Source organism: Aurantivibrio infirmus (assembly GCF_054767315.1).
The window spans coordinates 227,681-252,449 of record NZ_BAAFSK010000002.1; the positions used below are offsets into that span (position 1 = coordinate 227,681).

A 24,769-nucleotide genomic window follows, 5' to 3' on the forward strand; every position below is an offset into this window, starting at 1 on the left:
CATGTTTACCGGAATTATTGAAGAGCTGGGAGTTGTAGCAGAATATCAACCTTGTGATGGTGATCTGCGTTTATTTATTAGTACTAGCCAATCTTTCTTGAGTGATGTTTCTTTGGGTGATTCTATTGCTTGTAATGGCGTTTGTTTGACTGCGGTAGACATTTCCGATGCCGGTTTTTGGGCGGACGTTTCGCAAGAAACCTTAGCTAATACAACAATACCTAAGTGGCAAGTCAAACAAAAAATTAATTTAGAAAAAGCAATGTTAGCCAGCTCCCGCCTTGGTGGCCATATCGTCAGCGGCCATGTTGATGGTGTTGCTGAGGTTACGTCACGGAAGGCTGATGCGCGTTCAGAACAGTTTTCTATTCAAGTATCGGCTAAGCTCGCGAAATATATCGCTCATAAAGGATCGGTGACGGTTGATGGCACTAGTCTTACAGTTAACAAAGTCGATGGCGATTTCTTTGAAGTTAATATCGTTCCACATACCTTGGAAAACACCGTCATTGGTTCTTATCAAGCTGGTACAAAGGTGAATCTAGAAGTGGATGTTATAGCACGATACTTAGAACGCTTAGTTCAGGGCCAAATTGAAAGCAAAGATAGTTCGACAATTACGTCAGAAATGCTGAACCAACACGGTTATCTAAAATCTAGCTAGTCGTTTAGTTAACAACTGAGATTAATTCAATTAAATTAATATTAATTCCCGCAGCCTGCCTATGAAATTAAACAGTATTGAAGAAATTATCGATGACATCCGCCAAGGAAAAATGGTTATCTTGATGGATGATGAAGGCCGAGAAAACGAAGGCGACCTGATTATCGCCGCCGAGCAGATTCGTCCCGATGATATTAATTTTATGGCGACCCACGCTAGAGGACTCATCTGTTTAACGCTTACGCAAGATCGTTGTAAACAATTGGCTTTGCCGTTAATGGTGAGTGAAAACGGCGCTCGCCACTCGACGAACTTTACTGTTTCCATTGAGGCGGCCGAAGGCGTAACCACGGGAATTTCTGCTGCTGATCGGGCACGAACCATACGCACCGCAATCGCAAAAAATGCGCAGGCAAAAGATATTGTGCAACCCGGCCACGTATTTCCAATTCTGGCGCAACCCGGTGGTGTGCTCAGTCGTGCCGGGCACACTGAAGCTGGATGTGATTTGGCAAGATTGGCGGGCTTTGACCCCTCTGCGGTGATTGTCGAAATCATGAATGAAAACGGCACTATGGCGCGACGCGATGACCTGGAGAAATTCGCGCTAAAACACAAGCTAAAAATTGGCACAATTGCCGATCTAATTCACTATCGATCAGTAAAAGAAAAAACGGTTGAATGTATTAACGAAAGAAATATTAATACCGATTTTGGTGAATTTAAATTGTTAACATATCGTGATATTCCCAGACAAGAGCTTCATTACGCGCTCATTAAAGGTGATTTATTTTTGGGTGAATCCACCCTAGTGCGTGTACACGTTCTCGATACAGCTCGCGATCTTTTGGCGATCCAAAAACAAGAAGACAGCGAATACAAATCTTGGAGTTTTCAAGATGCTCTGCGTTATGTCAATGAAGCGGGAAATGGTGTTGTGGTTTTGATTTGCCATAGCGACTCAACATTGTCGATCGAAGATAGTGTCGACTGGGTGTTATCTGGTAAGCAAGCGCGACCCACCCAAGATACTGTATATCGACAAGTTGGAACTGGTGCTCAAATACTTCAAGATATCGGCGTTAGGAAAATGCGATTGATGTCGGCGCCATTTCGATTTTCGGCAATATCGGGTTTTGACTTAGAAGTTGTCGAACAAATTTCATGTCCTCGTGGCGATTAAAATTAACAAGTTGGGTGAATCCAAATGACGGCGAATAAAGTAATCGAAGGTAACTTTATCAAAGCAGGGGGCCACTACGTTTTGTTGGTGACGCGCTGGAATAGTTTTGTTGTTGAGCATTTAAAAGAAGGTGCTTTGGATACCTTGCATCGACATGGAATAGAAGACGACAAAATTGAAGTGTGTTATGTACCCGGAGCGTTCGAAATGCCAATCATTGCAAAAAAGTTGGCAGAGTCGGGTAAGTACGATGCGATCATTGCGTTAGGCGCTGTTATTCGTGGTGGTACGCCACATTTTGAATATGTTGCAGGAGAGTGTGGGAGTGGACTTTCACAGGTCTCGTTGCAGACGGGAGTACCTGTCGCTTTTGGAGTTCTTACTGTTGATAATATTGAGCAAGCGATTGAACGATCAGGCACCAAGGCAGGGAATAAAGGCGCAGAAGCAGCAGGTGTAGCCATTGAGATGGTGTCGTTAATTTCGCAACTTTAAACTTGTCTATACTCAATAGAATTGACACGAATTTTTTATATTTAGGAAAGTTATGACAACTCCAGCAGCTCGACGCAAAGCCCGCCATTATGCGATGCAAGCGCTTTATCAATGGCAGCTAACACAACAAGAGCCGAAGGATATCGTTAAACAGTTTAAATCTGAATATGACATGTCTAACGTTGATGTTTCATATTTCGAGGAGCTGGCTAAATCGATCCCAAAACAAATTGAAGCTCTAGATCAGCAATTTATAAATCAGTTACTTGATCGAGAGCTGAATGAAATTGACCCAATCACATTGGCTTTGTTGCGTATCGCCTGTTTTGAATTGGTCAATCGAATCGATGTTCCGTATAAAGTTGTAATAAGTGAAGCGGTGTCGCTAGCTAAGAAGTTTGGTGCTGCCGATAGTCACAAATTTATCAATGGAGTGCTCGATAAAACTGCGGTATTAATCCGTACCGCCGAGATTGGATAAGTGAAATTGGATAAGTGAAATTTAATGGCCATTAATGAATTCGAATTAATCGAAAAATATTTTCAGCGTGATTTAGGTGCCTATGGTGTTGCTCTAGGCATTGGCGATGACTGTGCTTTGTTGCAACCACCAACGGCTAAAAGTATTGCAGTATCAATGGATACTTTAGTGGGTGGAAATCATTTCCCAAAAAATGCTGATCCAGAATTAATTGCTGAGCGTGCGTTGCGAGTTAACTTAAGCGACTTGGCTGCGATGGGAGCAGAACCATTGTGGTTTTCCTTGGGCTTAACAATGCCCAGTGCAGATCATCATTGGCTGGATGGATTTAGTCGCGGTTTATTTCAAGCTTCACATTTGTTTAATTGTAGTTTGATTGGCGGTGATACCACGCGTGGCCCATTGAGTATTACGATTCAAGTGATGGGATCTGTCAGTACGGAAAGCGCTTTGCAGCGTTGCAATGCAAAAGTCGGTGATACTATTTACGTTACCGGTCATGTTGGTGATGGCGCTGCCGCAGTTGCGGTGATTAAAAATGAATTGAATGTTGGTAAGGCCGCATTTAATTATTTTATGTCGCATTATTATCGTCCCACACCAAGAATAAACGAAGGGCAATTACTGCGTGGCGTCGCCTCTTCCGCAATTGATATTTCCGACGGTTTGATGGCGGATCTTGGCCATATCTGTAAATCAAGTGGCGTTGGTGCTGTGATAGATTTAGAGCGCATTCCAGTTTCGGAAGCGTTAAAAAAATTAGCAAAAAAAGAAAAGCTTATTGAGTGGGCTTTATCGGGTGGTGACGACTATCAGTTGTGTTTCACCGTACCTGAAGAGCGATCCCATGAAATGGAAAGGCTTATTCAGCAAAACAAAATTGCCGCTACAGCAATCGGAGAAATTACCCGCGGCGACGATGTAACTTGTATGAACGGCGGTAAAGTATTAAGCGTCGAAAAAGCCGGGTTTCAGCATTTTGAATAAGCCCAGTTTTCCATATTTAATTAAACACCCAATTGAGATGTTGGCTTTTGGTTTCGGCTCTGGCTTGGCGCCGAAAGCCCCAGGCACCTTCGGTACCTTAGTGGCGATTCCGTTTTTTTTTCTTATCAAAGATTTGCCCTGGCTTTGGTACGCCGCTTTTTTGGTGCTTACATTTATAGTGGGTGTTTATTTATGCGACGTGGCTGCTAAATCGCAGCAATGTCATGATCATCCGGGAATCGTTTGGGATGAAATGGTTGGTTATTGGATTACCATGTTTTTAGCTCCTGCAGGATTGATTTGGTGTGCTATAGGTTTTTTATTGTTTCGTGTGTTCGATATTTTTAAACCTTGGCCGATTGCTTGGTTTGATCGTCATGTTGAAGGTGGCTTCGGAATCATGTTGGATGATGTGTTGGCAGCCATATATGCCTTTTTATGTTTACAGATAATTGTATTCGCTCTGTCTAAATTTTATTAGTCGACGCTGCTGAATATCGCACGTACATAATAAAAGAAAGGATTTTTTATGAAGCAGATAAAATATTTAGCATTTGTTTTTGCCATATTTTTTATTTCCAAGCCGGCGGTCGCTTTGGAAATTGTTGTAAAAGGTCTATTTAAGGACACGGCGGTGTTAATCATAGATGGTCGCCAACAGGTATTGAAGAAAGGGAGTCGAAGCGACGAAGGGGTTTTGTTGTTAAGCGCAGATTCACGATCAGCAATCGTTGAAGTTCAAGGTGTTAAGCAAACCTTAACCATAGAAAAATTTGCTCCGATATCCACGAAGTCAACTGAACCTGTAAAAGCAACTGTGCGAATAAATGCCAATAGTGGAGGGCACTATGATGTTCAGGGAAGAATAAATGGACGAGCGGTTGACTTTTTAGTCGATACAGGCGCGACCACCATAGCGATGAACATGCCGACAGCAGAAAAATTAGGAATTCGCTATGAAAAAGGTGAGCGAATCCAGGTGTCGACCGCAAATGGCATTGCTCAGGCTTATAGGGTGAAATTAAAATCGGTTCGAATAGGCGATGTAGAAGTGAATAACGTTGATGCCGCTGTTTCTCTTGGCGATTTTCCGACAAAAATTTTATTGGGAAATAGTTTTTTAAGTCGAGTTGAAATGCGAACGGAAAATGGTTTGTTAATTCTTGAAGCTAAGTTTTGAATTAAATTTATTTCTAAATATAAAGAGTAACGAGTGTGACAATTAGATACGTTGAATCGTCAAAGCTTCCCACGCCTTGGGGCATTTTTGAAATGCATGGTTTTGAAGAGGTGGAAACTGAAAAAGAGCACATTGCGTTGACTATGGGAGATGTGGGAAATGGTGAAAGCGTTATGGCGCGGATACACTCTGAATGTCTAACGGGTGATGCCTTGTTTAGTTTACGTTGCGATTGTGGCGCACAGCTACAAGCTGCGATGCATAAAATTTCAATCGAAGGTAGAGGGGTCATTTTCTACTTGCGTCAAGAAGGGCGCGGAATTGGTTTGCTAAATAAGATCAAGGCGTATCGCTTACAGGATAAAGGCGCTGACACTGTTGAAGCGAATGAGCAACTGGGTTTCGGTGCTGATATGCGGGACTATTCGATTCTGAAATTTATGGTGGATCATCTCGGCATTAAAAAAGTAAAGCTGATGACGAATAATCCGAAAAAAGTTGCTGCATTAAAAAAATTAGGCGTTGACGTTACGGAGCGCTTGCCTCACGAAACCGGCAGAAACCCTCATAACGCCAAATACCTAGAGACCAAAAAAGGCAAGCTAGGCCATCTATTAGATTCTGACGACCAATAATTAAAACCAAATACGATTAGTGGATCGAATTCAAATCGTAAAATTAACTAGTTAGTCTCTGAGTAGTCTGCGTTTAATCTGAGTCCACTAGCTGACTAAGCGCATTTCGGGGTGCCTCCCCATCGTTGTCGCTAGTTTTTCTTCTTCAGGTTTGTTAACGCTGACAATCAGTAGATAAGCGCCGTCTTGTATCAACTCTTGTACACGCTGAAAGCGATGATTAATTTTATTAATCCCCATCAACCCGCCTTCCCAAGCACTAAAGCCGAAAACTACTAAGGCCAAAAATACGAATGGCATCCAACCAAAGTTGGTGGTCCAGCCAATACTATTTGCGCTGATTAAAATGATTATGGCGGCGAGAGCGCCAATTACGGCGCCTAAAAAACCACTATGGATGACATCTCGTTTTGAAATATCTGGTACCGATGGTAAATGGTGAGTATAGAGGCCGGCTTCATCGTCGCTATAGATTTTAATGTGTGATCGAGGAATGCCTAAAGATTCGAGCTCGTTTTCTGTTGCTTCTAGATTGTCGATATTATTAGTAAGAAACATATGTGTTTTCATGATCTACTCCTCAGTGTACAAAATCTGTGTGACTTATATAGCTGATGCAGTAATGCTAGAGATAGAAGAAATCTTGTTATGTTCCCTAAGGTTGAAAGACTTAGGTCAAAAAGTGCAAAGATAAATTATTCGGTATATTAAAATGTGGTTTTTAGAAATTAAAGTAATTGTGTTAGCTGAGCTAACTTTCTCAATTCAATATTAGATAATCATCTTTTAAATTGAGTTAGGAGACGAGGAAAATAGTAGAGTAATGTAATTGCCCTCGCAAGCAAATAAATGATAAAAGTTATCCAAAGTAATTGATTGTTAAAATCGGCTCTCAAAATCATCCATGTAGTCATTAGGATGGCGAAAGATGCTATCGAAGCATTGCGCATAGATTTTGATGCGGTGGCTCCAATAAATATCCCATCAAGTTGAAAGGCCCCACAGGAAAGTAAAATATAGAGCGCGGCAAAAATGAGTGAACTGCGGGCGAAGTCACGAACAATGTCAATATCTGTAAGCAGTTCTATAAAGTTGTTGCCGAACATATAAATAATAGAAGCTAAGGCAATTGCAGTACCTAAAGCCAAAAAGCTCGTCTTGCGGATAGTCGTAATAAAAAGTGCTTTATTTTTGAGGCCAACGGCCTTGCCGATTAATGATTCGGCGACGAAAGCGTAACCATCAAGAAAAAACGCGCTGAAGGTGATCAATTGTAACAATATAAAATTTGCCGCTAATATTTCATCGCTAAACTTTGAACTTTCGTTGTTAAACCAATAAAAAGACAGTACGAGTAACAAAGTACGAATAAATATATCGAAGTTTGCGCCGATAGTACGCTTAATCTTTTTTCTGTTGAAAATGAGAAGTGTTGGCCAAAATTCTTCATTTGGTTTTCTTTGTTTGCTCATTAAAGGAAGGAGTAGAATAAATGCGAATATCAAAGCAGACCATTCTGAGATCACCGTACCTACCGCTATGCCTTCAACACCCCACTTGAAGCCAACAACGAAAACAATATCTAGGAAAATATTGAGTCCATTGAGAAAAAGTTGAATAGTGAGTAGAAGACGACTTTTACCCAGCCCTATCAATACGCCGGTTACTACGAACATCCCTAACGTCGCGGGGGCACCCCAGACTCGAATCAAGAAATAATCTGAGGTGACTTTTTTTACTTCTTCGCTAGCGCTGAGTCCGACTCCGATGAGAAAGTTAATTAGAGTTTGCAGGATTATTATAGAAATGCCGATGGTAAATGCGACAAGCAATGAGCGTGCAAAGGTCGCGCGTATTTCGTTATGATCATTTTTACCAAAAGCTTGCGCGACGAAGCCGGTCGTCGACATGCGCAAAAAGCCGAAACTCCAGTATAAGATCGCGAAAATAGTAGCGCCTAAGGCAATTGCACCAATTTCTTCTACCTTGCCAAAATTACCGATAATAAAAGTGTCCGTTAAGCCCAGCAGTGGTACGGCAGAGTTTGCCAAAATAATTGGCCAAGATTTTTGAAGCAGGTAGGAATAGGAGGGTTCTGAATCCAGCATCGGTGGTATGTCGCTACGGTATTATTTGCAGTATGCGCTTGGACCATTGTAGTCGAAGTATTTTAATATTTTTTCAAAAGCGGTGTGGGTTTAAAATATGTCAAAAGACGCCACACCCATTCGAGGGGCCCATAATTAAAAATCGACATCCAGAGAAGTGAAAAAATGATTTGAAAAATCCAAATTAAAACAACGACCAATAAAGCGTGCGCTCGATCCAACTGTCCAAACCAGCCGAATCCATAACCGTAACCGTAGAATAAAGTAGTGCAAATTAAAGATTGGCAAAGATAATTTGTAAAAGCCATACGTCCAACGGCACATAAGCCTTTTTGTAGCCAGATAAATACGCCTAGCATGTGCAACATAGACCAAAAACCAATGTAGCCAAATACGGTGAACAAAGTTGCAATATGATTGTAAATAAGACCGTCAAAAAAACCGTAGCTGAAGTCCCAGTCGTGCAAGTAGAATTGCCATAATCCAAAACTTGAAAGTGGTAGGCCAATACCAAGACCGACAAAGGTTAAATTTCGATAAAATTGAAAACTTTTTTCGCCAGTTACAATGCCCCACTTAAAAAATGCCATACCGATTAACATCATTCCTAAAGCACGAGAGAGGCCCTGGCCAAGCATGTTAATCGAAAGTTCGCCAACACTGCTATCGAAAAAGTTAAAGTTTGTCCTCCATCTAAAGTCGACCATGTCCCGGTAGGGACCTAAATGTGAGAGGGTATCAAGGTTAATGTAGGAGTCGCTGGGCAACCATAGGTAGGAAAGATAATTTATTTCCGCAGCTGATAATGAGTTTATATATTCTTGTCCCATGCTGTCGAAATATATTGCTAATAAAAATATTGCGATGCCTAAGCCAAATTGGATGGATGGAAATAAACGCCAAAACCAATAAATAAATAAACCTAAGAAAGCATAATAGAAAAGAATATCACCTTCCCACAAAAAAAGTCCGTGTAAGAAACCAAACAGCAATAACCAGAGCGTTCGAGAGTAGTAGTAGCGTTTAACGCCTCGGCCAGAAGACTTTAGCTTGCTGATAAATAACATCACGCTGGTTCCGAAGAGCAAGGAAAATAGCCCCATGCACTTTTGATCGGCAAAGATATGGGTGAGTCCAAATAGCAAATGATTAAATGCACTGTCGCCCATAAAAGCGTGTGGATTACGGTAAGCTGGAAATGGCATTGCAAATGAAACGATATTCATCGACAAGATGCCTAACAGAGCAATACCGCGAAGAAGGTCGACGTTTAGTATTCTGGGGGATGTTGTTTTAGGCGCGATAATTTTTGGTGTAAGCGTCGAGTCTGGTTCAGAAATGGTGGTTCCGAAATCGCCATCGTTATTCTCAGAAGCCTGGTATTCCTTGTCTATTTCGCTTTTAGTGAATTCCATTGCAAGCAAATACCTGAGGGTTCGCTGATGCGTCGTTATTTAAACGCGTTTTATATCGTATACCTTTCGGCTAAACGAGAACGTTACCGCAAATCAGGAATTAAGGATAGACTTGCTGTTAGTTTTGAGAGGTTACGCTTAACGCAGCGCGGCGCTAAGCGGTAATTGAAGATGGTATCAGAGGGCTTCAGGCTGGACGTTAGGGTAGCTGGCAAGCATCTTCCGAAATGCCATAAGGAACTCTCCTCGCGCGCGTTCATCGTGCATGTATTCACCTGGCCGTACCGTATGAATTCTATTTATTTGGCCAGACCAAACTAGTTTGTTCGTTGCCGTTTCATGCATCTCGACAATTAGTTTAGCGATAAATTTTAATTCCGTATTAATACTTTCTTGACGAAAAAATGGGTCGATGTTTTCTTGTTCAGCGGTGAGATTTATGTGTTTATAAGACAGTGTAATGATCAAATCGTGGATATTGTCGTTGCGAACTAAGCCTTTCTCTTGAATTGCTTTGTCAAATTCCTCAAGTACATAAGCGCTTAAAAAAAGTGGTAGGTCTTTTGATCCCAGCGAATAGGTAGAATATTCTTGATAGTCACCGGGGCAGCACAAGGTTACGGAGCTGCCGATCTTGTAAGGGCTTTGGCTACAGGAGACGATTAGAAAAGAGACGGCGACGAAAAATAACTTTGCGAGGTTCATCTTAATGGCTCCAAGCGGTAGAGTTTACAAATAAATGAGTAATAGAGTTCAATGTATATGGCCAGGTTAGCAGTAATAGTCAGTAGCGCAAATGATAGATATCAATAAATCGTTTTTTACTGTGAGCATTTCCATAAGCTAATTTCGATTTATTAAAATCACGATGAATCATAGAAGCTATTGGGCCGCAGATTGAAGAGCAGTTATCTGCGACTCAATTTAAATGTAAATATACTTACTCGGGTTTCTTAAATACAAGAAAAAAACGATCGGTTTGTCCTGTTACCGCAGCGTTGCCAACTTCTAAGTCCAGGGCATCGGCTTCACGGAAAAACATATCGGAAGATTTCTCCAGAACGAAACCTGCGGCTTGTGCTTCGATGATAACTTGTACTGGATCTTCACGACGACCCAGTATGCGAGATTCAGGCTGCATATGGCGACGTGTGTGATCGATAATAACGTAGGTGCCGCCTGGTTTTAGAGAATCATAGGCGACTTTGTTGACGCGGGCCTTATCTTCGGCATTTAAATTATGGTATTCACGTATATTCAGGAATAAATCGGCGTTGTTATCTTTAAGTTTAATGTCGCCAATTTCGTAGCGGCCTTCGGCGCGATTATATTGCGCAGTAATTTCTACTTTTTTAACTGTTTTAAATGCCTCGTTATTTAGTAACTCTCCCCAGCGGGTGAATGTTGCTGCGGAGTCAATAACGTAGAGCTCGCCTTTTTCTGCTAAGACCGGGGCTAAAATTTTTGTATACCAAGCACCTCCTGCTGGAAAATATTCAACGACAGTCATGTCATCTTTAAAACCCATAAAAGCTAAAGCTTGCAGCGGATCTCTATTCGCGTCTCGCTTTAGGTCTGCCTCGGTGCGATGATCCATTTTCATAGCCGCGGCAATTTTTTCTTGCGTGGTTTGTGCATAAGATCCCGCGATTAACGTACAGGTCATTGCCAAGAATAAAAATAGTTTGCTAAGAATTTTCATGGGGCTATTCCTTTTGGTTGAATGTATGAGTAATTATTATGTGATTGCTGGCGCTTATTATTAAGTAGATTTGTACGTTATGTGTAGTATTTATAGTGCCGCTTTTTTGCTGCCCTTAATTAGCTCAAGCCTTTCTTTAATGTTAGCCAGAATTTTTTCCGTGGTGAGATCAATTTTTTCGAAAATCTGCTCACGCTTTCCATGTTCAATAAAAATATCAGGAAGGCCAAGATTTAAAATCGGCACGTTGATACCAATTTCGGCAAGATACTCGTTGACTGCTGAGCCAGCACCGCCTTTGGTGGTGTTCTCTTCGAGCGTTATTAGCAATTCGGATTTAGTCGCCGCTTCGAGAATTGCCTGGGTATCTATCGGTTTCACGAAACGCATATCCCAAACACTGGCATCAAGTTGTTCAGCGACGGCCATTGCGGTGGGTAGCAGCGTGCCAAAATTCAAAATGCTTAGGTGTTTACCTCCACGTTTTTGGACTGCTTTGCCGATCGGGAGTTCGTTCATTGTTTTTTCAATAGTTACGCCAATGCCTGCACCACGCGGGTAGCGAACCGCGGCGGGACCTATAAATTGATAGGCGGTATATAAAAGTTGCCGGCATTCGTTTTCGTCGCTCGGCGTTGCAATCAGCATATTTGGAATACAACGTAAAAAAGAAAGATCAAAGTTTCCGCTGTGAGTGGGACCATCTTCGCCAACAATGCCAGCGCGATCGATGCCAAATGTGACATCTAAGTTTTGAATTGCAACATCGTGAATAACTTGATCGTAAGCGCGTTGTAAAAATGTAGAATAAATCGCAACGACAGGTTTTTGATTCTCGCAGGCGATACCCGCGGCTAATGTTACAGCGTGTTGTTCTGCAATCGCGACATCATGAAAACGCTCAGGAAATTTTTCAGAAAATTTAACCATCCCAGAACCCTCACACATTGCGGGGGTAATGCCCACAAGTTTCGGATCTTGAGCGGCCATATCACACAGCCAATCGCCAAATACATCTTGGTATTTTGGTGCTTTTGGTTTTTGAGTATTTTCAGCAATTTTTATTTTCGGACTTGGTTCTAGTTTGTTCAAGGCGTGATAACCGACGGGGTCGTCTTCGGCAGGAAGAAATCCTTTACCTTTTTTGGTGATGATATGTAAAAGCTTGGGTCCGCCGACTTGGCTAAGGCTTCTTAAATAGCGAACTAAACTGGGCAGGTCATGGCCATCAATGGGACCAACATAATTAAAGCCTATCTCTTCAAATAAAGTTCCAGGAGAAACAAATCCTTTCATATGTTCTTCGGTACGGCGGGCGAACTCCCAAGCGGGCGGAATTTTCTCTAATACTCTTTTGCTGCCTTCACGCATGGAATTGTAAAATTTGCTTGCCCAGATTTTTGAAAAGTAGGTGGCGAGGCCGCCAACATTTCTAGAAATCGACATGTTGTTATCGTTAAGAATAACCAGTAAATCTTTTTCCGTATGTGCGGCATGATGCAAGGCCTCAAATGCCATGCCGGCAGTCATTGCACCATCACCAATAACAGCTACATGTTTTCGTTTGCTCCCTGCGAGATCGCTGCCCAGTGCCATGCCTAAAGCGGCACTTATCGAGGTACTTGAATGGCCAACGCCAAAGGTATCAAAAGGACTTTCCGAGCGTTTTGGAAAGCCACTAATACCATCCATTTGCCGAATCGAACACATCGCTTCGCGGCGGTTGGTGAGAATTTTATGGGGATAAGTTTGATGGCCAACATCCCAAACCAAACGATCATCAGGGGTGTTGTAGATGAAATGCAGAGCAACTGTGAGTTCAACGACGCCGAGGCCCGCGCCAAAATGACCGCCACTTTGGCCGACACAGTAGAGCAAATATTCTCTCAGCTGATAGGCCACGTCGGGCAATTGTTTTTCCGGCAGTGCACGTAAATCAGCTGGGCTGTCGATCTTATCCAGCAGCGGTGTTGGCGGGCGTTGGGTCGGTATTTCTTTAAACATTACAGCTCGTTTAGTTTTGAATTTTCACCGCAATGACGGAGAGCAAGCAGCGAAGATCGAATAAAAATAAGGTCTATATCGCGTCGAAAATTGTCGAGGATTTATCGTCTTTACCGCCTGAAGCAGTGACAAAAGCCCGTTTTAATTTAGCTCGTGATTGTATTGCTACCGCCAGCTGATTCCTAGTCGTAGTGGCGCAAAATAAGGGAATCAACGGTCGCGATTGATGATATATGAGGACAATGTTCGCAGCGGTTCAGCCGACTCCTCAAATACTTCTAGCGCTGATAAAGCGCGCTGATGTAGCTCTGCAGCTTTGCGCTTTGCTTGCTCCAAACCAAGTAAGGAGACATATGTGGGTTTTTCTTTGCGAGCATCAGCACCGGCCTGCTTACCCAAAGTACCGGCATCTCCAGTCACGTCGAGAATGTCATCCTGGACTTGAAAGGCAAGACCAATCGAATTCGCATAAGATTCTAGCGCACGTAGTTGCTGCTCATTGGTGGTTCCAGTAGCGATAGCACCCATTAAGACACTGGCGCGAATCAATGCTCCGGTTTTATAGCGATGCATTTCTTCAAGTTGCGGAAGACTTAATTGCTTGGCGACCGAATCGAGGTCGATTGATTGGCCTGCGATCATCCCACAAGGGCCGGAAGCACGTGCGAGTTCGGCTACTAGCTTGGTAACTATCGCCGGATCTGAAACCGTATTTGCTTCGCTAACCAGTAGCTCAAATGCCAAGGTGTGCAGGCCGTCACCAGCTAGGATTGCGGTGGCTTCATCGAAGGCTATGTGGCAGGTCGGTAGACCGCGACGTAAATCATCGTCATCCATTGCCGGTAGATCGTCATGAATCAGGCTGTAAGTGTGAATGGATTCCAGAGCGCCAGCGACCTTATCAATAAGGGGCAGGTCACTTAATTTAGCGCCGAGAGCCTCGGCACTCGCGTATGCGAGGATAGGGCGAACGCGCTTGCCGTTGTTGAACAAGCTATAGCTCATTGCCTCTATTAGCCGCGGGGCTATTCGAGGCAAGTCGTCTAGCTGCGAGCGTAAGTATTGGTTGATTCGTTGTTGGCGGGTAGTGAGGTAGCTTGTGAAATCGCCGGTCATTCTTCGGGTTCATCCTCGGTATCAAAATCTTCGGATACCAGTTCACCTTGTTGCTCGACCAAAATCTGCACTCTTTGTTCGGCTTCGACCAGTCGGCTCTGACACTCTCGTGTTAACTTCACGCCCTCTTCAAAGGCTTGTAATGAATCCTCTAAGGAGAGATCCCCAGCCTCCAGCTTGTTAACTAAAGCTTCAAGCTGACTCAGGGATTTTTCAAAGTCGACAGGTTTTTGTTTGGTTTTCCCAGCCATAATCTTCTCTTTTCAACTGACAGGTGATGCATAGGGTTCCTAGCGCTAGGGTGACCCAAGAGTGGTGGCATTCTAACGGTATTTGCACCGATATCCGAGTCTCGATTTTAGTATTCAGGAGTATGCCGGTGAATATCCCAAGGTTTTTTGCCTGTCCTGCGCAAAATCATGGACTGCCGTCTAGACTTTAATAAAGGTTGTCTTCCGTACTGAATCTGGCTGGGTCTAGGCCTTCATTGTGGCACCAAAAGCATCTTTTGGGCTCATGGAATCCGTTGAGCAGCCGATGCAATGAATAGGAAATGAGCATCATGAGCATGTCCCGGCTCCTAAGAATAGTGAGGGCAGCCCCAAATTGTTTTTCATTGATGTACATAGGTATTACTAAGACAGTGGTGCTTAAGCGTTTGTAAAAGGAGTTGTTAGTGGATCTCGCTACACTTGTTGGTTTGATTGGCGCAATGGCGCTTATTGTCGCTTCTATGATGTTGAGCGGCGAGTTAATGATGTTCGTCAACATCCCTTCTGTCGTCATCGTATTTGGTGGTAGTGCCTTTGCAGTTATGGCGAAGTTTGGCCTGGGTCAATTCCTCGGTGCTTTTAAAGTGGCTGGGAAAAGTTTCATGTTCAAATTAGAAGATCCCCTGGAGCTCATTGATGAGATTGTTGAGCTAGCTGATGCGGCGAGAAAGGGAGGACTTTTGTCGCTAGAAGGAAAAGAAGTCGGCAGCCCGTTTTTGCAAAAAGGCATTCAATTATTAGTCGATGGTCATGATCCTGACGTCGTTAAAACCATGCTCTCCAAAGATAAAAACTTAGCAGAAGAGCGACACTTGCAAGGTTCCTCAATATTTGCGGCACTCGCTGATATGGCGCCAGCGATGGGGATGATCGGTACTTTGATTGGTTTGGTTGCAATGTTAGCGAATATGGATGACCCCAAATCGATTGGCCCGGCAATGGCGGTGGCTTTGTTAACGACCTTGTACGGAGCAGTGTTGGCCAATGCTTTATGCGGTCCTATTTCAGATAAGTTAAAGCTTCGTGCCGGTGAAGAAGCAATGGTAAAAAATCTAATCATCGATGCTTTGCTGGCTATCCAAGGCGGGCAAAATCCTCGCGTTATTGATTCAATGTTGCGTACGTATTTGCCCGAAAGTAAGCGTGAAGTTGCTGAGGCCAGTGGATAGCCATTGAATCCTTCAGCGGACAAAAGCTATGAAATTGTACAAGGGTATTGATTCGAAATGAGTGACGACGAAGAAACGAAATGCGACTGCCCGCCTGGGTTACCAGCATGGATGGGAACCTTTGCTGATTTGATGTCTTTGTTGATGTGTTTTTTCGTCTTACTGTTGTCGTTTTCCGAAATGGATGCCTTAAAATTTAAGCGATTAGCGGGTTCTATGGCGCAAGCATTCGGTGTGCAAAACAAATTGAACGTGAACGACATTCCGAAAGGTACCAGCATTATTGCGCAAGAATTTAGCCCCGGTAAACCCGAGCCGACACCGATTAATGAAATTTGGCAAAAAGCTCAAGATGTAGCGACAGTAAGTTTGGAAGTTCAATGCGCAGAAGAGTACGACATTGAACAAGGCGATCTTGATGCAGAAGCCGGAGTAAAAGCGCGCATCAAAGAACAATTGGAAGAGTTGGTAAAAGAAACTGAAAAAGACGCGATTTCATTAGCCAATACATTATCAAAACAAATCAATGAAGGCGAAATTGAAATCGAAACTCACGGTCGAAAAATTATCATTCGAATTCGAGAGAAAGGTTCGTTTCGCTCGGGTTCCGCCGAGTTATCTGAAAACATTGAAGATGTCATAACTGAAATTCAGCGCGTACTTATTGAAAAACCAGGAAAAATTCAAATACAGGGACACACAGATAATATTCCCATCGCAACTGCACGCTATCGCTCCAATTGGGAACTGTCTTCATCTCGTGCGGTTACAGTGGCTCACGAACTTATGGACGATGGCCTTATCAATAGTCGTCGCTTCGAAGTGGCGGGATTTTCTGACACCGTTCCTCTGGTGCCCAATGATACAGAGGAAAACAGAATTCGAAATCGCCGCGTTGAAATTGTAATACGACAAGATCTTGGCGATAACTTAGATCAATCTGATTTAGATGTATTGAGAGAAGATGGTCAGGACATTCTTCGATCTTTGGATATCGATCCCGACTATTTATTTGATTTAAATCCGACAGAAATATTTTGACAAAAATAATTGCATTGGGACGTTTACATGAGCGATGAAAGACGCCGTTTTTTTCGAATTACCGACACCGTAGGAGTTGCTTACAAAATTTTAAGCGACGAAGAAATTGAAGCGCAACAAGCAGGAGAGCAATCCGCAGAAAACGCTTTCAATATGATTTCGAATTATGATGAGGCGATTGAAGGTCTTCTCGCGGAATTGGCCAGTAAGGACGCTTTGTTGGAAGAGTTACTTTCCGCAATGAATAAAAAAATTAATAGTGTTATTAGCCATCTCGAATTGGAGAGTCGTTTAATCGAGCGGCTGGCGCACAAGATTCAAGAAGTTAACATCAGCGCCTGTGGTATTGCTTTTTATGTCATGGATGAGCTAGTTGAAGGTCAGATCGTTAGCTTGGACATTGCGCTTTATCCGACCGAAGCCCACGTCTTTACCTATGGCACTGTCGTAGGTTCAAATTATTTTGCTGAGACCGGCGAACGCTTTGTGCGAATCGATTTTCACGGGATGGAAAGCAGCGATCAAGAAGTACTTATTCAGCATATTGTTAAACGACAAAGCACGATGATGCAGGTTGCTCGCCAAGCTAGCGAGCAATCAACACACTGAGTACAAAAATTCTTTAGATATCCCGCATTCAAAGCCCCGTCTCGTTCATCTAACGATTATCTCCAGGTTTTTCTGTCCAAAATCGCACACATCTTGTAAGCAATTTCGCACAGAAATCTGTGATCATCGCTTATTTTCAGAACCCCGACTCCTGTCCATAATGTGTCTTGAAAGGATGCATGAGCCAAGGAGAATCAACACGGACGTTGGACATGGATGTACAAGGGATGATTGGACCATCCTGTGAGTTGAGCGGCGCTTAGTCTTCTAAGCGCCGCTTTTTTTGGCGCGGTTTCATCAGTAGTCTGGTTTCATTTTAGCGGCGTTAGCTCCGCTTGGCCTTTCTTACGCTTCCTGTGTTCCGCGACACTTTTGCATACGTGCACATCGCCCACGAATTTTTTCTAGCGCGAAAATCTACTATTTATTAACACACTCCTTCTGTTTCAAACTCTTCTTGAAAGTTCAAATCTTCTTGGGGTGTGAGAATTGCTCTTATTTGACGAACTGCTTTGGTCGGTAGGGGAGCGGAGCCTCGAATGAAATGACTTAAAAGAAATTATGTAAAACATGTCATAAATATGAAGTGATTTTGTTTGAATTCTTCGTTTCGAAACTACGCATGGGAGATGGCTGATGCTTGTGAGATATATCCTACAAAACAATGTGAGATTTACCACTATTGTTAACTTCGCGAATCCGTAGAATAAGCATTGTCACGGAGACAAAGTTCAAGGATTCAGCACGGAAGCTGCAAGGATGCCAGGCAGGGAAGTCAAGGATTGCGGCCGATCTCGAGGAATAGAGACTTAAAAAAACACCGCTAGAGTCAGCTCTAGCGGTGTTTTTGTTTGCGTCCGCTAATCTTAGTTAGTTTCGAACTCTGTTTATTTGTGGCGTGAAAATCCACGCAATAAGTGAGAAAGCATTCTCTTCTTATCGTAATCGCAGGTGATCCAAGCGTTCATTTAGCGCCTTAAATCGTTGACTATTACTTCGCTTTGCCTAATATACGGGGTCAGTTTCTTACTGCATGAGAATTGCACAAGCTTAATTCAAGCTTGGTCTGGCATTTGAAAAGGTTTTGAAATTGACTAACTGAAAATACCAAGTTGTTGGAGTCATCCTAAACGTCACAGATCAGATTGAAGTCATTACCCAGCATATTAAGCAAGAGGTGTCGCGTTCAATAATCTATCCTGGCAAAACTCCCCCACGTTCTGTATGCCATCCATTGCGTCAGATCTTAGCCTTTGGTTAGGTCGCTGTTGCATTACGTTTTCCTGCTATCCCAGCTTTTATGGTTATCATAGAAGCGTCATTTCGACTTATGATCCGTCCTGTGTTCGCTTATTCTTTGTTCATCTTGATCTAGCTAATTTCAATCCAGTTCGTCTTCGTACGCTTTTGCAGGGCCAAATATTATTGATTAGCGGAATTTGCGCTGGGTTGCGAGGTGTAATAAAAACTGTCATAGGTAAGAACTATTGTCTGAAGTTGCTAATCCAATGTTTTCGGAGGTGTCGTGGAAGCACGCATTCTTAGGCTCAATATAGCGGGTCAACCTGTTGAATGGTTGCACTGGAAAGATGCGGTGGGTATGCATGCCCGGAATATGGTTGCCTGGAGTTTAGGGGGGGTAGCGCGCACAGTAAAAGGGGGCGTTTGTCGCGGCACCGGAATTCGATCAAGCATAGATCTGCCAGCGATCATCGCTTGTGGTGGCAGTCAAATTCCCCGTATGCGAACTCAAGTCGCCTTGACCAATCCCTCCTTATTTTCTCGCGATAACCACCAGTGTATGTATTGCGGGCAATTCTTCCCCTCTCATGTCTTATCTCGCGACCATGTTGTGCCGAAAAGCCGTGGCGGTTTAGATAAATGGGAAAATGTTGTTGCCGCTTGCCGTCGCTGTAATCAACATAAAGGCGATAGTCTACTCAGTGAGATTTCAATGGAGTTGATCGCTCTGCCGTATCGACCCAACTACGCTGAGTATCTGGCGCTGACTAACAGTAAGCGTATCCGCGGTGATCAAATAGAATTTTTGCGCCCACAATTTTCAAAGCATAGTCGTGGTAAGGATCGCGATATCGCTCAATTTGCCGTTAGTTAGTCTTTAAGTACCCGCTGATAAGCTTGTGATTCTTACCCCCCGATCCGTTTAACACCTCAGTTATCAATTTGGTCAATTGCTCCGCGTTTGTTAAGGACAGAAGATTAGATTAAGGGCTATTCTTAGGCCCATGAAATCCATTTCCTTCATTATTCTGCTGACGACACTTTCTGGTTTCGCGATGACCAGCTATGGGAATACCGCTTGTAGTAATCAGGCGCGTACTCCCCTCGAACAATTATTTTGTAAAATCCAACTGACCGCTGAAGGCTCAACACTACCTAGTTTTGCGGACTTCCGTCGCAACCAACCAAAAATCCAAGCAATGTTATTAAAAAGGCCTGCTCGAAAATTGGGCTTAGATGTACCTGTTCCAGAAAAGCCAGTCTCGTCTGCAAGAGCTAGCGAGCGAGAGCCGGAAAAGACCAGCGAACCTGAAACTAAAGATGCAGCGCTTAAACCGATTACAGTTTCGTTACGACCAGAATCGCAAAGAGAAAAACCTAACGGAAGGGCGGCGCAAAACCCCTTGGCTCAATGTGAATTTCGCTCGATACAAATTGTCTGTAAAAATCGCTTGTATGAGTTGATAGACAATAAACATAATCGATATTTAGCAAAAGATGTTCTCAGCGAAGATAACGAATTGGGCATGGCCCGTTTTCACGGTGATCCTAAAAACGAAACCGAATTAAATAATTACCTGGTCGAGAGTTACGCTTTATATATTCAAAAGATGCTCGATATCGGTTTGGGTGGTGTGACCATGTCGTATACCAAATTTTATTACACGTATTTGGAGTTGTCTGATTCGGAAGAAATTTTCGCTGATCGTTTTGAAACCATGTATGGCTTCTTAAAAAAAGATAAGGCAACAATGCTCGTTGAGCAACGCTTTAGCGAAAAAAGGCCAAGCGGTCTACAACAGTGTATGGATTTAAATGAACGGTTAATTGTGTGTGATAATCGAACAATGAATTGGGTTTATCAATTAAAATAATTCTTACTCGAAAAAGCTGATTGATTTTCGGTTTTAAACAATTTGGATCCTCAATAAATTATCGATGTGTGTTAAAGTCTTTACCTTTTTCCAAACACTTTTATAGATATCCCTAGATATTTTGCAGGTTAAAAGAATTCATTTATGAATATCGCGAGCAAGCGAGTATTAATCATCGGTGTTGACAGCGATGTTGCGAGCAAGATTTTTGACGGATTAGATTCCGGCAATCAACCCGTTGTGGGAATTAAGAGCAGTGATATAGATTGGGAAAGTTCTGAAGAAGTAGGACGTCTATTGGAAACCCATACCCCATTTTTAGTAGTTAATTTTCTCGGTACACCATTATTCAAGCTTGAATTGGAAGACCCGTACCCCTATTTTAAGTCTGCAATTAAAAATATTGCGTCTTCTTGTGCGGCGGTCAATGCGATCGCAGTCCACATTTCTGATTATCACGTTTTTGGTGGTGATAGAAAAAATAGTTATCTCGAAAAAGATCCGGTGTCCCCGTTAAGCGACTATGGCGAAATGTTAGTGTCAGCTGAAAAGTGCTTTGAGGAAAGCCTGGAAAGCTTTTTGATACTTCGCTTTAGTTGGATAATTGACACCACAACTGAAAACATTTTGACCAAAACACTTAAAGGCTTGGGTAGCTCGGAAGGGGTGGAGTTGTCAGCATATCGACGGGGCGCGCCGACTTGGCAAGACGATATCATTCGTGTAATTAATACCGTGATTCGTCAAGTCATGTCTGGTGCAACGAATTGGGGATATTTTCATTATTGCAGTGCTGATACGTGTAACGAATTCGAATTCGGACAGCAAGTGCAAACGGCTTACGCTGAGTTTTTGGAAGCGAAAGGAGAAATTATTAGCGCCGCTGCGACTCATGAGGATGAAACAGAAAGTAATAATTCAATTGATACGCTGAAGATAAAATCATTGGAGCCAATCAGTGCGGCACTGAGCTGTAAGCGTATCGAGAATAATTTTGGTGTGCGACCAAGAAGTTGGCGTCAAGGGCTGACATCAAGAATAAAAATGTGGGCGGAAGAGACTGGGCTTTTAGAACCTGATCAGCTGGCTACGGACGTGCAGCTTAAGAAGTGAAACTTTTGTCATCGCGGTCAAAAGAGTATTTTATTTTTGGGACAAAAAGCTGCCAAAAAATAAAATAAGAAAATCTTTTTTAAAAGACTCAAAAAAGATTTTCTTTTGTATAGATGCTAAAAATAATTAGTCTTTGTAGCGCTCAAAAACCAAGCTGGCATTAGTGCCGCCAAACCCGAAGCTGTTTGACATAACGCAATTTAATTCCACGTCGTCTTTTCGTTCGAGAAGAATGGGTAGGCCTTCGGCTTCTTCATCGAGCTTGTTGATATTCGCCGACGCACATAGGAAATTATTTTCCATCATCAACAACGAATAAACCGCTTCCTGAACACCTGTCGCACCTAGAGAGTGTCCGGTTAAAGATTTGGTTGAGCTGATGAAAGGCGCCGCATCGGGAAAAACTTCACGAATTGCATGCAATTCTTTGGTGTCGCCAACCGGTGTGCTGGTGCCGTGGGTATTGATGTAATCGACTGGGGACTTGGCAGTTTGCATCGCTTGCTGCATGCAGCGTACTGCGCCTTCACCAGAAGGAGACACCATGTCATAGCCGTCAGAAGTAGCACCATAACCGGTTAATTCGGCATAAATCTTAGCGCCGCGAGCTAACGCATGTTCGAGTTCTTCGATAACGACACAGCCACCGCCGCCAGCGATGACGAAGCCATCTCGGTCTTGATCGTAGGCGCGAGAGGCACTTCCTGGGCTGTCGTTATATTTAGTTGAAAGCGCACCCATGGCATCGAATAAACAGCTGGAGGTCCAATGTTCCTCTTCTCCACCCCCAGCAAAAACGATATCTTGTTTGCCGAGTTGAATTAATTCCATCGCATTACCGATACAGTGGGCACTGGTTGAGCAAGCGGAAGAGATAGAGTAGTTCACGCCACGAATTTTAAACGGTGTGGCAAGGCAAGCGGAAACCGTGCTGGCCATAGTTTGAGTCACTCGATAGGGCCCAACTTTTTTGATGCCCCTGGCGCGCAAAATATCAACGGCTTCAACATTGTTGATTGCAGATGCGCCACCAGAACCCATAACGATTCCAGTTCTATCGTTGGAAACCATGTCTGCACTTAAACCAGCATCTTCAATCGCTTGCTGCATTGATACATAAGCATAACCGGCGGCGTCACCCATAAAGCGCTTTGCTTTACGATCGATGAGTTCTTTTAAATCGATCTCAACGCTGCCAGCAACTTGACTGCGAAAACCGTAATCCTGGTATTCCTGTTTAAACTTGATGCCCGACTTGCACTCTTTTAGTGCGTCAAGCACAGTATGTCTGTCATTGCCTAAACAAGATACGATCCCGAATCCGGTGACCACAACACGTCTCATAGATTTCCTCTTACATTAGCTAATAGCGTAAGCGCTTACTTTTTATTTAGGAGCGCTTTTCAACACTGACTTGTGTTGCCATTTTCAAGCACGTAAATATGCATTGAAAATGCGAGAAACCAAAAACACTGGGAGAGCTGAGCCTGGTTTCTAGCCCTATCGTCAAACAAGATTTAGGGCTTTCCTTTTTCACTTTGTTATCACAGTAAAAACAAGTGCTATTTTTATGCACTTTACGTTAAATAATAGTCGTTTATTAACTCGGTATAGGGTTGTTCTCGAGCAACTTACCAAAATTCCAAAACGTCCGTATCAATATAGCGATAGTTGGGTAAGTGTGAGTTGGCTGGTCCTTTCAGGTTAAATTCTAGAGGCTGGCAAGCAGCTAATATTAATCAGACAGAATACTCAGTCAATAGCATTCTGAGATCTTGGCTTCGGTATGCCGATTAGCCGTTTAAAGCGCCATCAACATTTTGAAATAAGCCTACTCTGAGATCCTTCGCAACATAAATTTCTTTTTGGTCAACAGAGACGCGTCCGTCAGCAATTCCCATGACTAACTTGCGTTCGATCACGCGCTTCAAATTAATATGGTAGGTAACCTTTTTGTCGGTTGGCAGCACTTGGCCTGCAAACTTCACTTCACCTGCTCCTAGCGCTCTGCCTCTACCGGGATTACCTTTCCATGCGAGGAAGAAGCCAACCAGTTGCCACATTGCGTCGAGGCCTAGGCAACCTGGCATTACGGGGTCTCCGGGAAAATGACACTGGAAAAACCAAAGGTCGGGATTGATATCAAGCTCGGCAATGATTTCTCCCTTGCCGTATTCGCCGCCCTTCTCACTTATGTGACTGATTTTGTCGAGCATGAGCATGTTAGGGACAGGTAATTGGGCGTTGCCTGGGCCAAACATACGGCCATTTCCACATTCTATTAATTCATCAAAGCTGTAGGCGCTCTGTCTCTCAATTGTTGTCATAGTCTGTGTGCTACCGTTGTCGCGCACTTCGGACATCGAAGTTGCGCTGGGAGTAATTCCCGGCCCAAGAAAAGGTGGCCATTCTACCGGCTCCTAGGGAGTTGTCTAGCGCCAAAACGAAGCTATATGGCAATCTTATTGTCGTCATAAAGCGGTATCGGCTTTTGTGGTATGGTATGTGCTTTCATTCGATTAGGACTTGTTAAAAGTTTCAGCTGTGTATTTCTCGCTTGTATAAAGATTGGGCGGAAGCAAGGCAAAAACTATAAACATAAAAATCTAAGGAGATTTTAATGATCAAAAAGTGTTTGTTCCCGGTGGCAGGATACGGAACTCGTTTTTTACCTGCGACTAAGGCGATGCCCAAAGAGATGTTACCCGTCGTAAATAAACCCCTGGTTCAATATGGGGTAGAGGAGGCAATTGAGGCCGGTCTAACGGAAATTGGTTTGGTTACTGGTCGCGGAAAGCGCGCAATTGCAGATCACTTTGATGTTAGCTTTGAGCTGGAACACCAAATTGCGGGCTCAGATAAAGAAAAATATCTTGCTAGTATTCGTAACGTCATGAATAAAGCCAGTTTTTCCATGACTCGGCAAAAAGAAATGCGCGGCTTAGGTGATGCAATTCTCAATGGCCGTCGTTTGATAGGCGACGAACCGTTCGGTGTGGTTTTGTCAGATGACCTTTGCGTGACTGAAAGCGGTGAAGACGGCGTTTTAATGCAAATGGTTAAGCTTTATAAGCAGTTTCGTTGCAGTATCGTCGCGATTCAAGAAATTCCCAAAGAAGATATCCATAAGTTCGGTGTGATTGCAGGAGAAAAAATTAAAGACAATCTTTATCAGGTTAGCGACATGGTAGAAAAGCCTACTGCAGACGAGGCGCCTTCAAATTTGGCGATTATTGGTCGTTATATTTTGACTCCTGATATTTTTGAAGTAATTGAAAGTACACCACCAGGAAAGAACGGTGAGATACAGCTTACTGACGCGCTGTTAACACAGGCTAAAACCGGATGTGTTATGGCTTATAAGTTCAAAGGCAAACGCTTTGATTGTGGCAGTGTCTCTGGTTTTGTCGAAGCGACAAATTTCGTTTATGAAAATATTTATAATGAGATCTAACGATCCCATTTTTTTGTTTGCGAGT

At 43.2% G+C, this 24,769-nt stretch carries 25 protein-coding genes; 15 read left to right on the plus strand and 10 right to left on the minus strand.

Features of this window, described 5'->3' with window-relative positions; all coding sequences use genetic code 11:
- The first annotated feature begins 1 nt into the window (after position 1).
- The 8 genes from ACYUCY_RS04720 to ribA all read left to right on the plus strand — a co-directional run bounded on the left by ACYUCY_RS04720 (position 2) and on the right by ribA (position 5,625).
- A complete protein-coding gene (locus ACYUCY_RS04720; RefSeq protein WP_460225311.1) occupies positions 2-664 on the plus strand; it encodes a riboflavin synthase in 663 nt (220 codons plus the stop codon).
- Between the two features lie 61 nt (positions 665-725).
- Complete coding sequence (ribBA, locus tag ACYUCY_RS04725) at positions 726-1,847, plus strand: bifunctional 3,4-dihydroxy-2-butanone-4-phosphate synthase/GTP cyclohydrolase II (RefSeq protein WP_460225312.1); 1,122 nt, start codon at positions 726-728, stop codon at positions 1,845-1,847.
- A 24-nt stretch (positions 1,848-1,871) separates the two neighbouring features.
- Positions 1,872-2,342, plus strand: a complete 471-nt coding sequence (ribH, locus tag ACYUCY_RS04730; protein WP_460225313.1) for a 6,7-dimethyl-8-ribityllumazine synthase — start codon at positions 1,872-1,874, stop codon at positions 2,340-2,342.
- Between the two features lie 52 nt (positions 2,343-2,394).
- Positions 2,395-2,823 carry a transcription antitermination factor NusB gene (gene nusB, locus ACYUCY_RS04735; RefSeq protein ID WP_460225314.1) on the plus strand — a complete coding sequence of 143 codons (429 nt, stop codon included), beginning with the start codon at positions 2,395-2,397 and terminating at the stop codon, positions 2,821-2,823.
- Between the two features lie 24 nt (positions 2,824-2,847).
- Positions 2,848-3,810: a thiamine-phosphate kinase gene (thiL, locus tag ACYUCY_RS04740; RefSeq protein ID WP_460225315.1), complete on the plus strand. Its 963-nt coding sequence runs from the start codon at positions 2,848-2,850 to the stop codon at positions 3,808-3,810.
- Positions 3,803-4,291: a phosphatidylglycerophosphatase A family protein gene (locus tag ACYUCY_RS04745; protein WP_460225316.1), complete on the plus strand. Its 489-nt coding sequence runs from the start codon at positions 3,803-3,805 to the stop codon at positions 4,289-4,291. The genes thiL and ACYUCY_RS04745 overlap by 8 nt, the downstream gene beginning before the upstream one ends.
- 48 nt (positions 4,292-4,339) lie before the next feature.
- Positions 4,340-4,990 carry a retropepsin-like aspartic protease family protein gene (locus ACYUCY_RS04750; protein WP_460225317.1) on the plus strand — a complete coding sequence of 217 codons (651 nt, stop codon included), beginning with the start codon at positions 4,340-4,342 and terminating at the stop codon, positions 4,988-4,990.
- Between the two features lie 35 nt (positions 4,991-5,025).
- A complete protein-coding gene (ribA, locus tag ACYUCY_RS04755) occupies positions 5,026-5,625 on the plus strand; it encodes a GTP cyclohydrolase II (RefSeq protein WP_460225318.1) in 600 nt (199 codons plus the stop codon).
- Positions 5,626-5,712: 87 nt separating this feature from the next.
- Here the strand turns inward: ribA and ACYUCY_RS04760 are convergent, their stop codons facing one another.
- The 8 genes from ACYUCY_RS04760 to ACYUCY_RS04795 all read right to left on the minus strand — a co-directional run bounded on the left by ACYUCY_RS04760 (position 5,713) and on the right by ACYUCY_RS04795 (position 14,221).
- Complete coding sequence (locus ACYUCY_RS04760; protein WP_460225319.1) at positions 5,713-6,195, minus strand: NAD/FAD-utilizing enzyme; 483 nt, start codon at positions 6,193-6,195, stop codon at positions 5,713-5,715.
- Positions 6,196-6,404: 209 nt separating this feature from the next.
- A complete protein-coding gene (locus ACYUCY_RS04765) occupies positions 6,405-7,733 on the minus strand; it encodes an MATE family efflux transporter (protein WP_460225320.1) in 1,329 nt (442 codons plus the stop codon).
- A gap of 62 nt (positions 7,734-7,795) precedes the next feature.
- Entirely contained in the window at positions 7,796-8,959 is a 1,164-nt protein-coding gene (locus ACYUCY_RS04770) for a DUF418 domain-containing protein (protein WP_460225321.1), read from the minus strand.
- Between the two features lie 366 nt (positions 8,960-9,325).
- A complete protein-coding gene (locus tag ACYUCY_RS04775; protein ID WP_460225322.1) occupies positions 9,326-9,853 on the minus strand; it encodes a DUF4136 domain-containing protein in 528 nt (175 codons plus the stop codon).
- 235 nt (positions 9,854-10,088) lie between these two features.
- Entirely contained in the window at positions 10,089-10,850 is a 762-nt protein-coding gene (locus ACYUCY_RS04780) for a class I SAM-dependent methyltransferase (RefSeq protein WP_460225323.1), read from the minus strand.
- Positions 10,851-10,940: 90 nt separating this feature from the next.
- Positions 10,941-12,854 (minus strand): 1-deoxy-D-xylulose-5-phosphate synthase, encoded by a 1,914-nt coding sequence (gene dxs, locus ACYUCY_RS04785; RefSeq protein WP_460225324.1) that lies wholly within the window; start codon positions 12,852-12,854, stop codon positions 10,941-10,943.
- Between the two features lie 210 nt (positions 12,855-13,064).
- Complete coding sequence (gene ispA, locus ACYUCY_RS04790) at positions 13,065-13,970, minus strand: (2E,6E)-farnesyl diphosphate synthase (RefSeq protein ID WP_460225325.1); 906 nt, start codon at positions 13,968-13,970, stop codon at positions 13,065-13,067.
- Complete coding sequence (locus ACYUCY_RS04795) at positions 13,967-14,221, minus strand: exodeoxyribonuclease VII small subunit (RefSeq protein WP_460225326.1); 255 nt, start codon at positions 14,219-14,221, stop codon at positions 13,967-13,969. Before ACYUCY_RS04795 ends, ispA begins: the two co-directional genes overlap by 4 nt.
- A 425-nt stretch (positions 14,222-14,646) precedes the next feature.
- Here ACYUCY_RS04795 and pomA point away from each other — a divergent pair, with 425 nt between their 5' ends.
- The 6 genes from pomA (at position 14,647) to ACYUCY_RS04825 (ending at position 21,290) form a co-directional block, all read left to right on the plus strand.
- On the plus strand, positions 14,647-15,411 hold the full coding sequence (pomA, locus tag ACYUCY_RS04800; RefSeq protein ID WP_460225327.1) for a flagellar motor protein PomA: 765 nt from the start codon (positions 14,647-14,649) through the stop codon (positions 15,409-15,411).
- A gap of 57 nt (positions 15,412-15,468) precedes the next feature.
- Positions 15,469-16,452: a flagellar motor protein MotB gene (locus tag ACYUCY_RS04805; protein WP_460225328.1), complete on the plus strand. Its 984-nt coding sequence runs from the start codon at positions 15,469-15,471 to the stop codon at positions 16,450-16,452.
- A gap of 27 nt (positions 16,453-16,479) precedes the next feature.
- On the plus strand, positions 16,480-17,061 hold the full coding sequence (locus ACYUCY_RS04810; RefSeq protein WP_460225329.1) for a PilZ domain-containing protein: 582 nt from the start codon (positions 16,480-16,482) through the stop codon (positions 17,059-17,061).
- A 1,525-nt stretch (positions 17,062-18,586) separates the two neighbouring features.
- On the plus strand, positions 18,587-19,177 hold the full coding sequence (locus ACYUCY_RS04815) for an HNH endonuclease (protein ID WP_460225330.1): 591 nt from the start codon (positions 18,587-18,589) through the stop codon (positions 19,175-19,177).
- A 130-nt stretch (positions 19,178-19,307) separates the two neighbouring features.
- The gene (locus tag ACYUCY_RS04820) at positions 19,308-20,177 is read left to right on the plus strand and encodes a hypothetical protein (protein WP_460225331.1); all 870 of its coding nucleotides are present in this window, start codon (positions 19,308-19,310) and stop codon (positions 20,175-20,177) included.
- A gap of 144 nt (positions 20,178-20,321) precedes the next feature.
- Positions 20,322-21,290: a sugar nucleotide-binding protein gene (locus ACYUCY_RS04825; protein WP_460225332.1), complete on the plus strand. Its 969-nt coding sequence runs from the start codon at positions 20,322-20,324 to the stop codon at positions 21,288-21,290.
- Positions 21,291-21,416: 126 nt separating this feature from the next.
- Here ACYUCY_RS04825 and fabB read toward each other — a convergent pair whose 3' ends face one another.
- The gene (fabB, locus tag ACYUCY_RS04830; protein ID WP_460225333.1) at positions 21,417-22,634 is read right to left on the minus strand and encodes a beta-ketoacyl-ACP synthase I; all 1,218 of its coding nucleotides are present in this window, start codon (positions 22,632-22,634) and stop codon (positions 21,417-21,419) included.
- A gap of 449 nt (positions 22,635-23,083) precedes the next feature.
- Positions 23,084-23,617, minus strand: coding sequence for a 3-hydroxyacyl-[acyl-carrier-protein] dehydratase FabA (fabA, locus tag ACYUCY_RS04835; RefSeq protein ID WP_460225707.1), 534 nt, complete (start codon positions 23,615-23,617; stop codon positions 23,084-23,086).
- Between the two features lie 293 nt (positions 23,618-23,910).
- Here fabA and galU point away from each other — a divergent pair, with 293 nt between their 5' ends.
- The gene (gene galU / locus ACYUCY_RS04840) at positions 23,911-24,744 is read left to right on the plus strand and encodes a UTP--glucose-1-phosphate uridylyltransferase GalU (RefSeq protein WP_460225334.1); all 834 of its coding nucleotides are present in this window, start codon (positions 23,911-23,913) and stop codon (positions 24,742-24,744) included.
- The last annotated feature ends 25 nt before the right edge of the window (positions 24,745-24,769 follow it).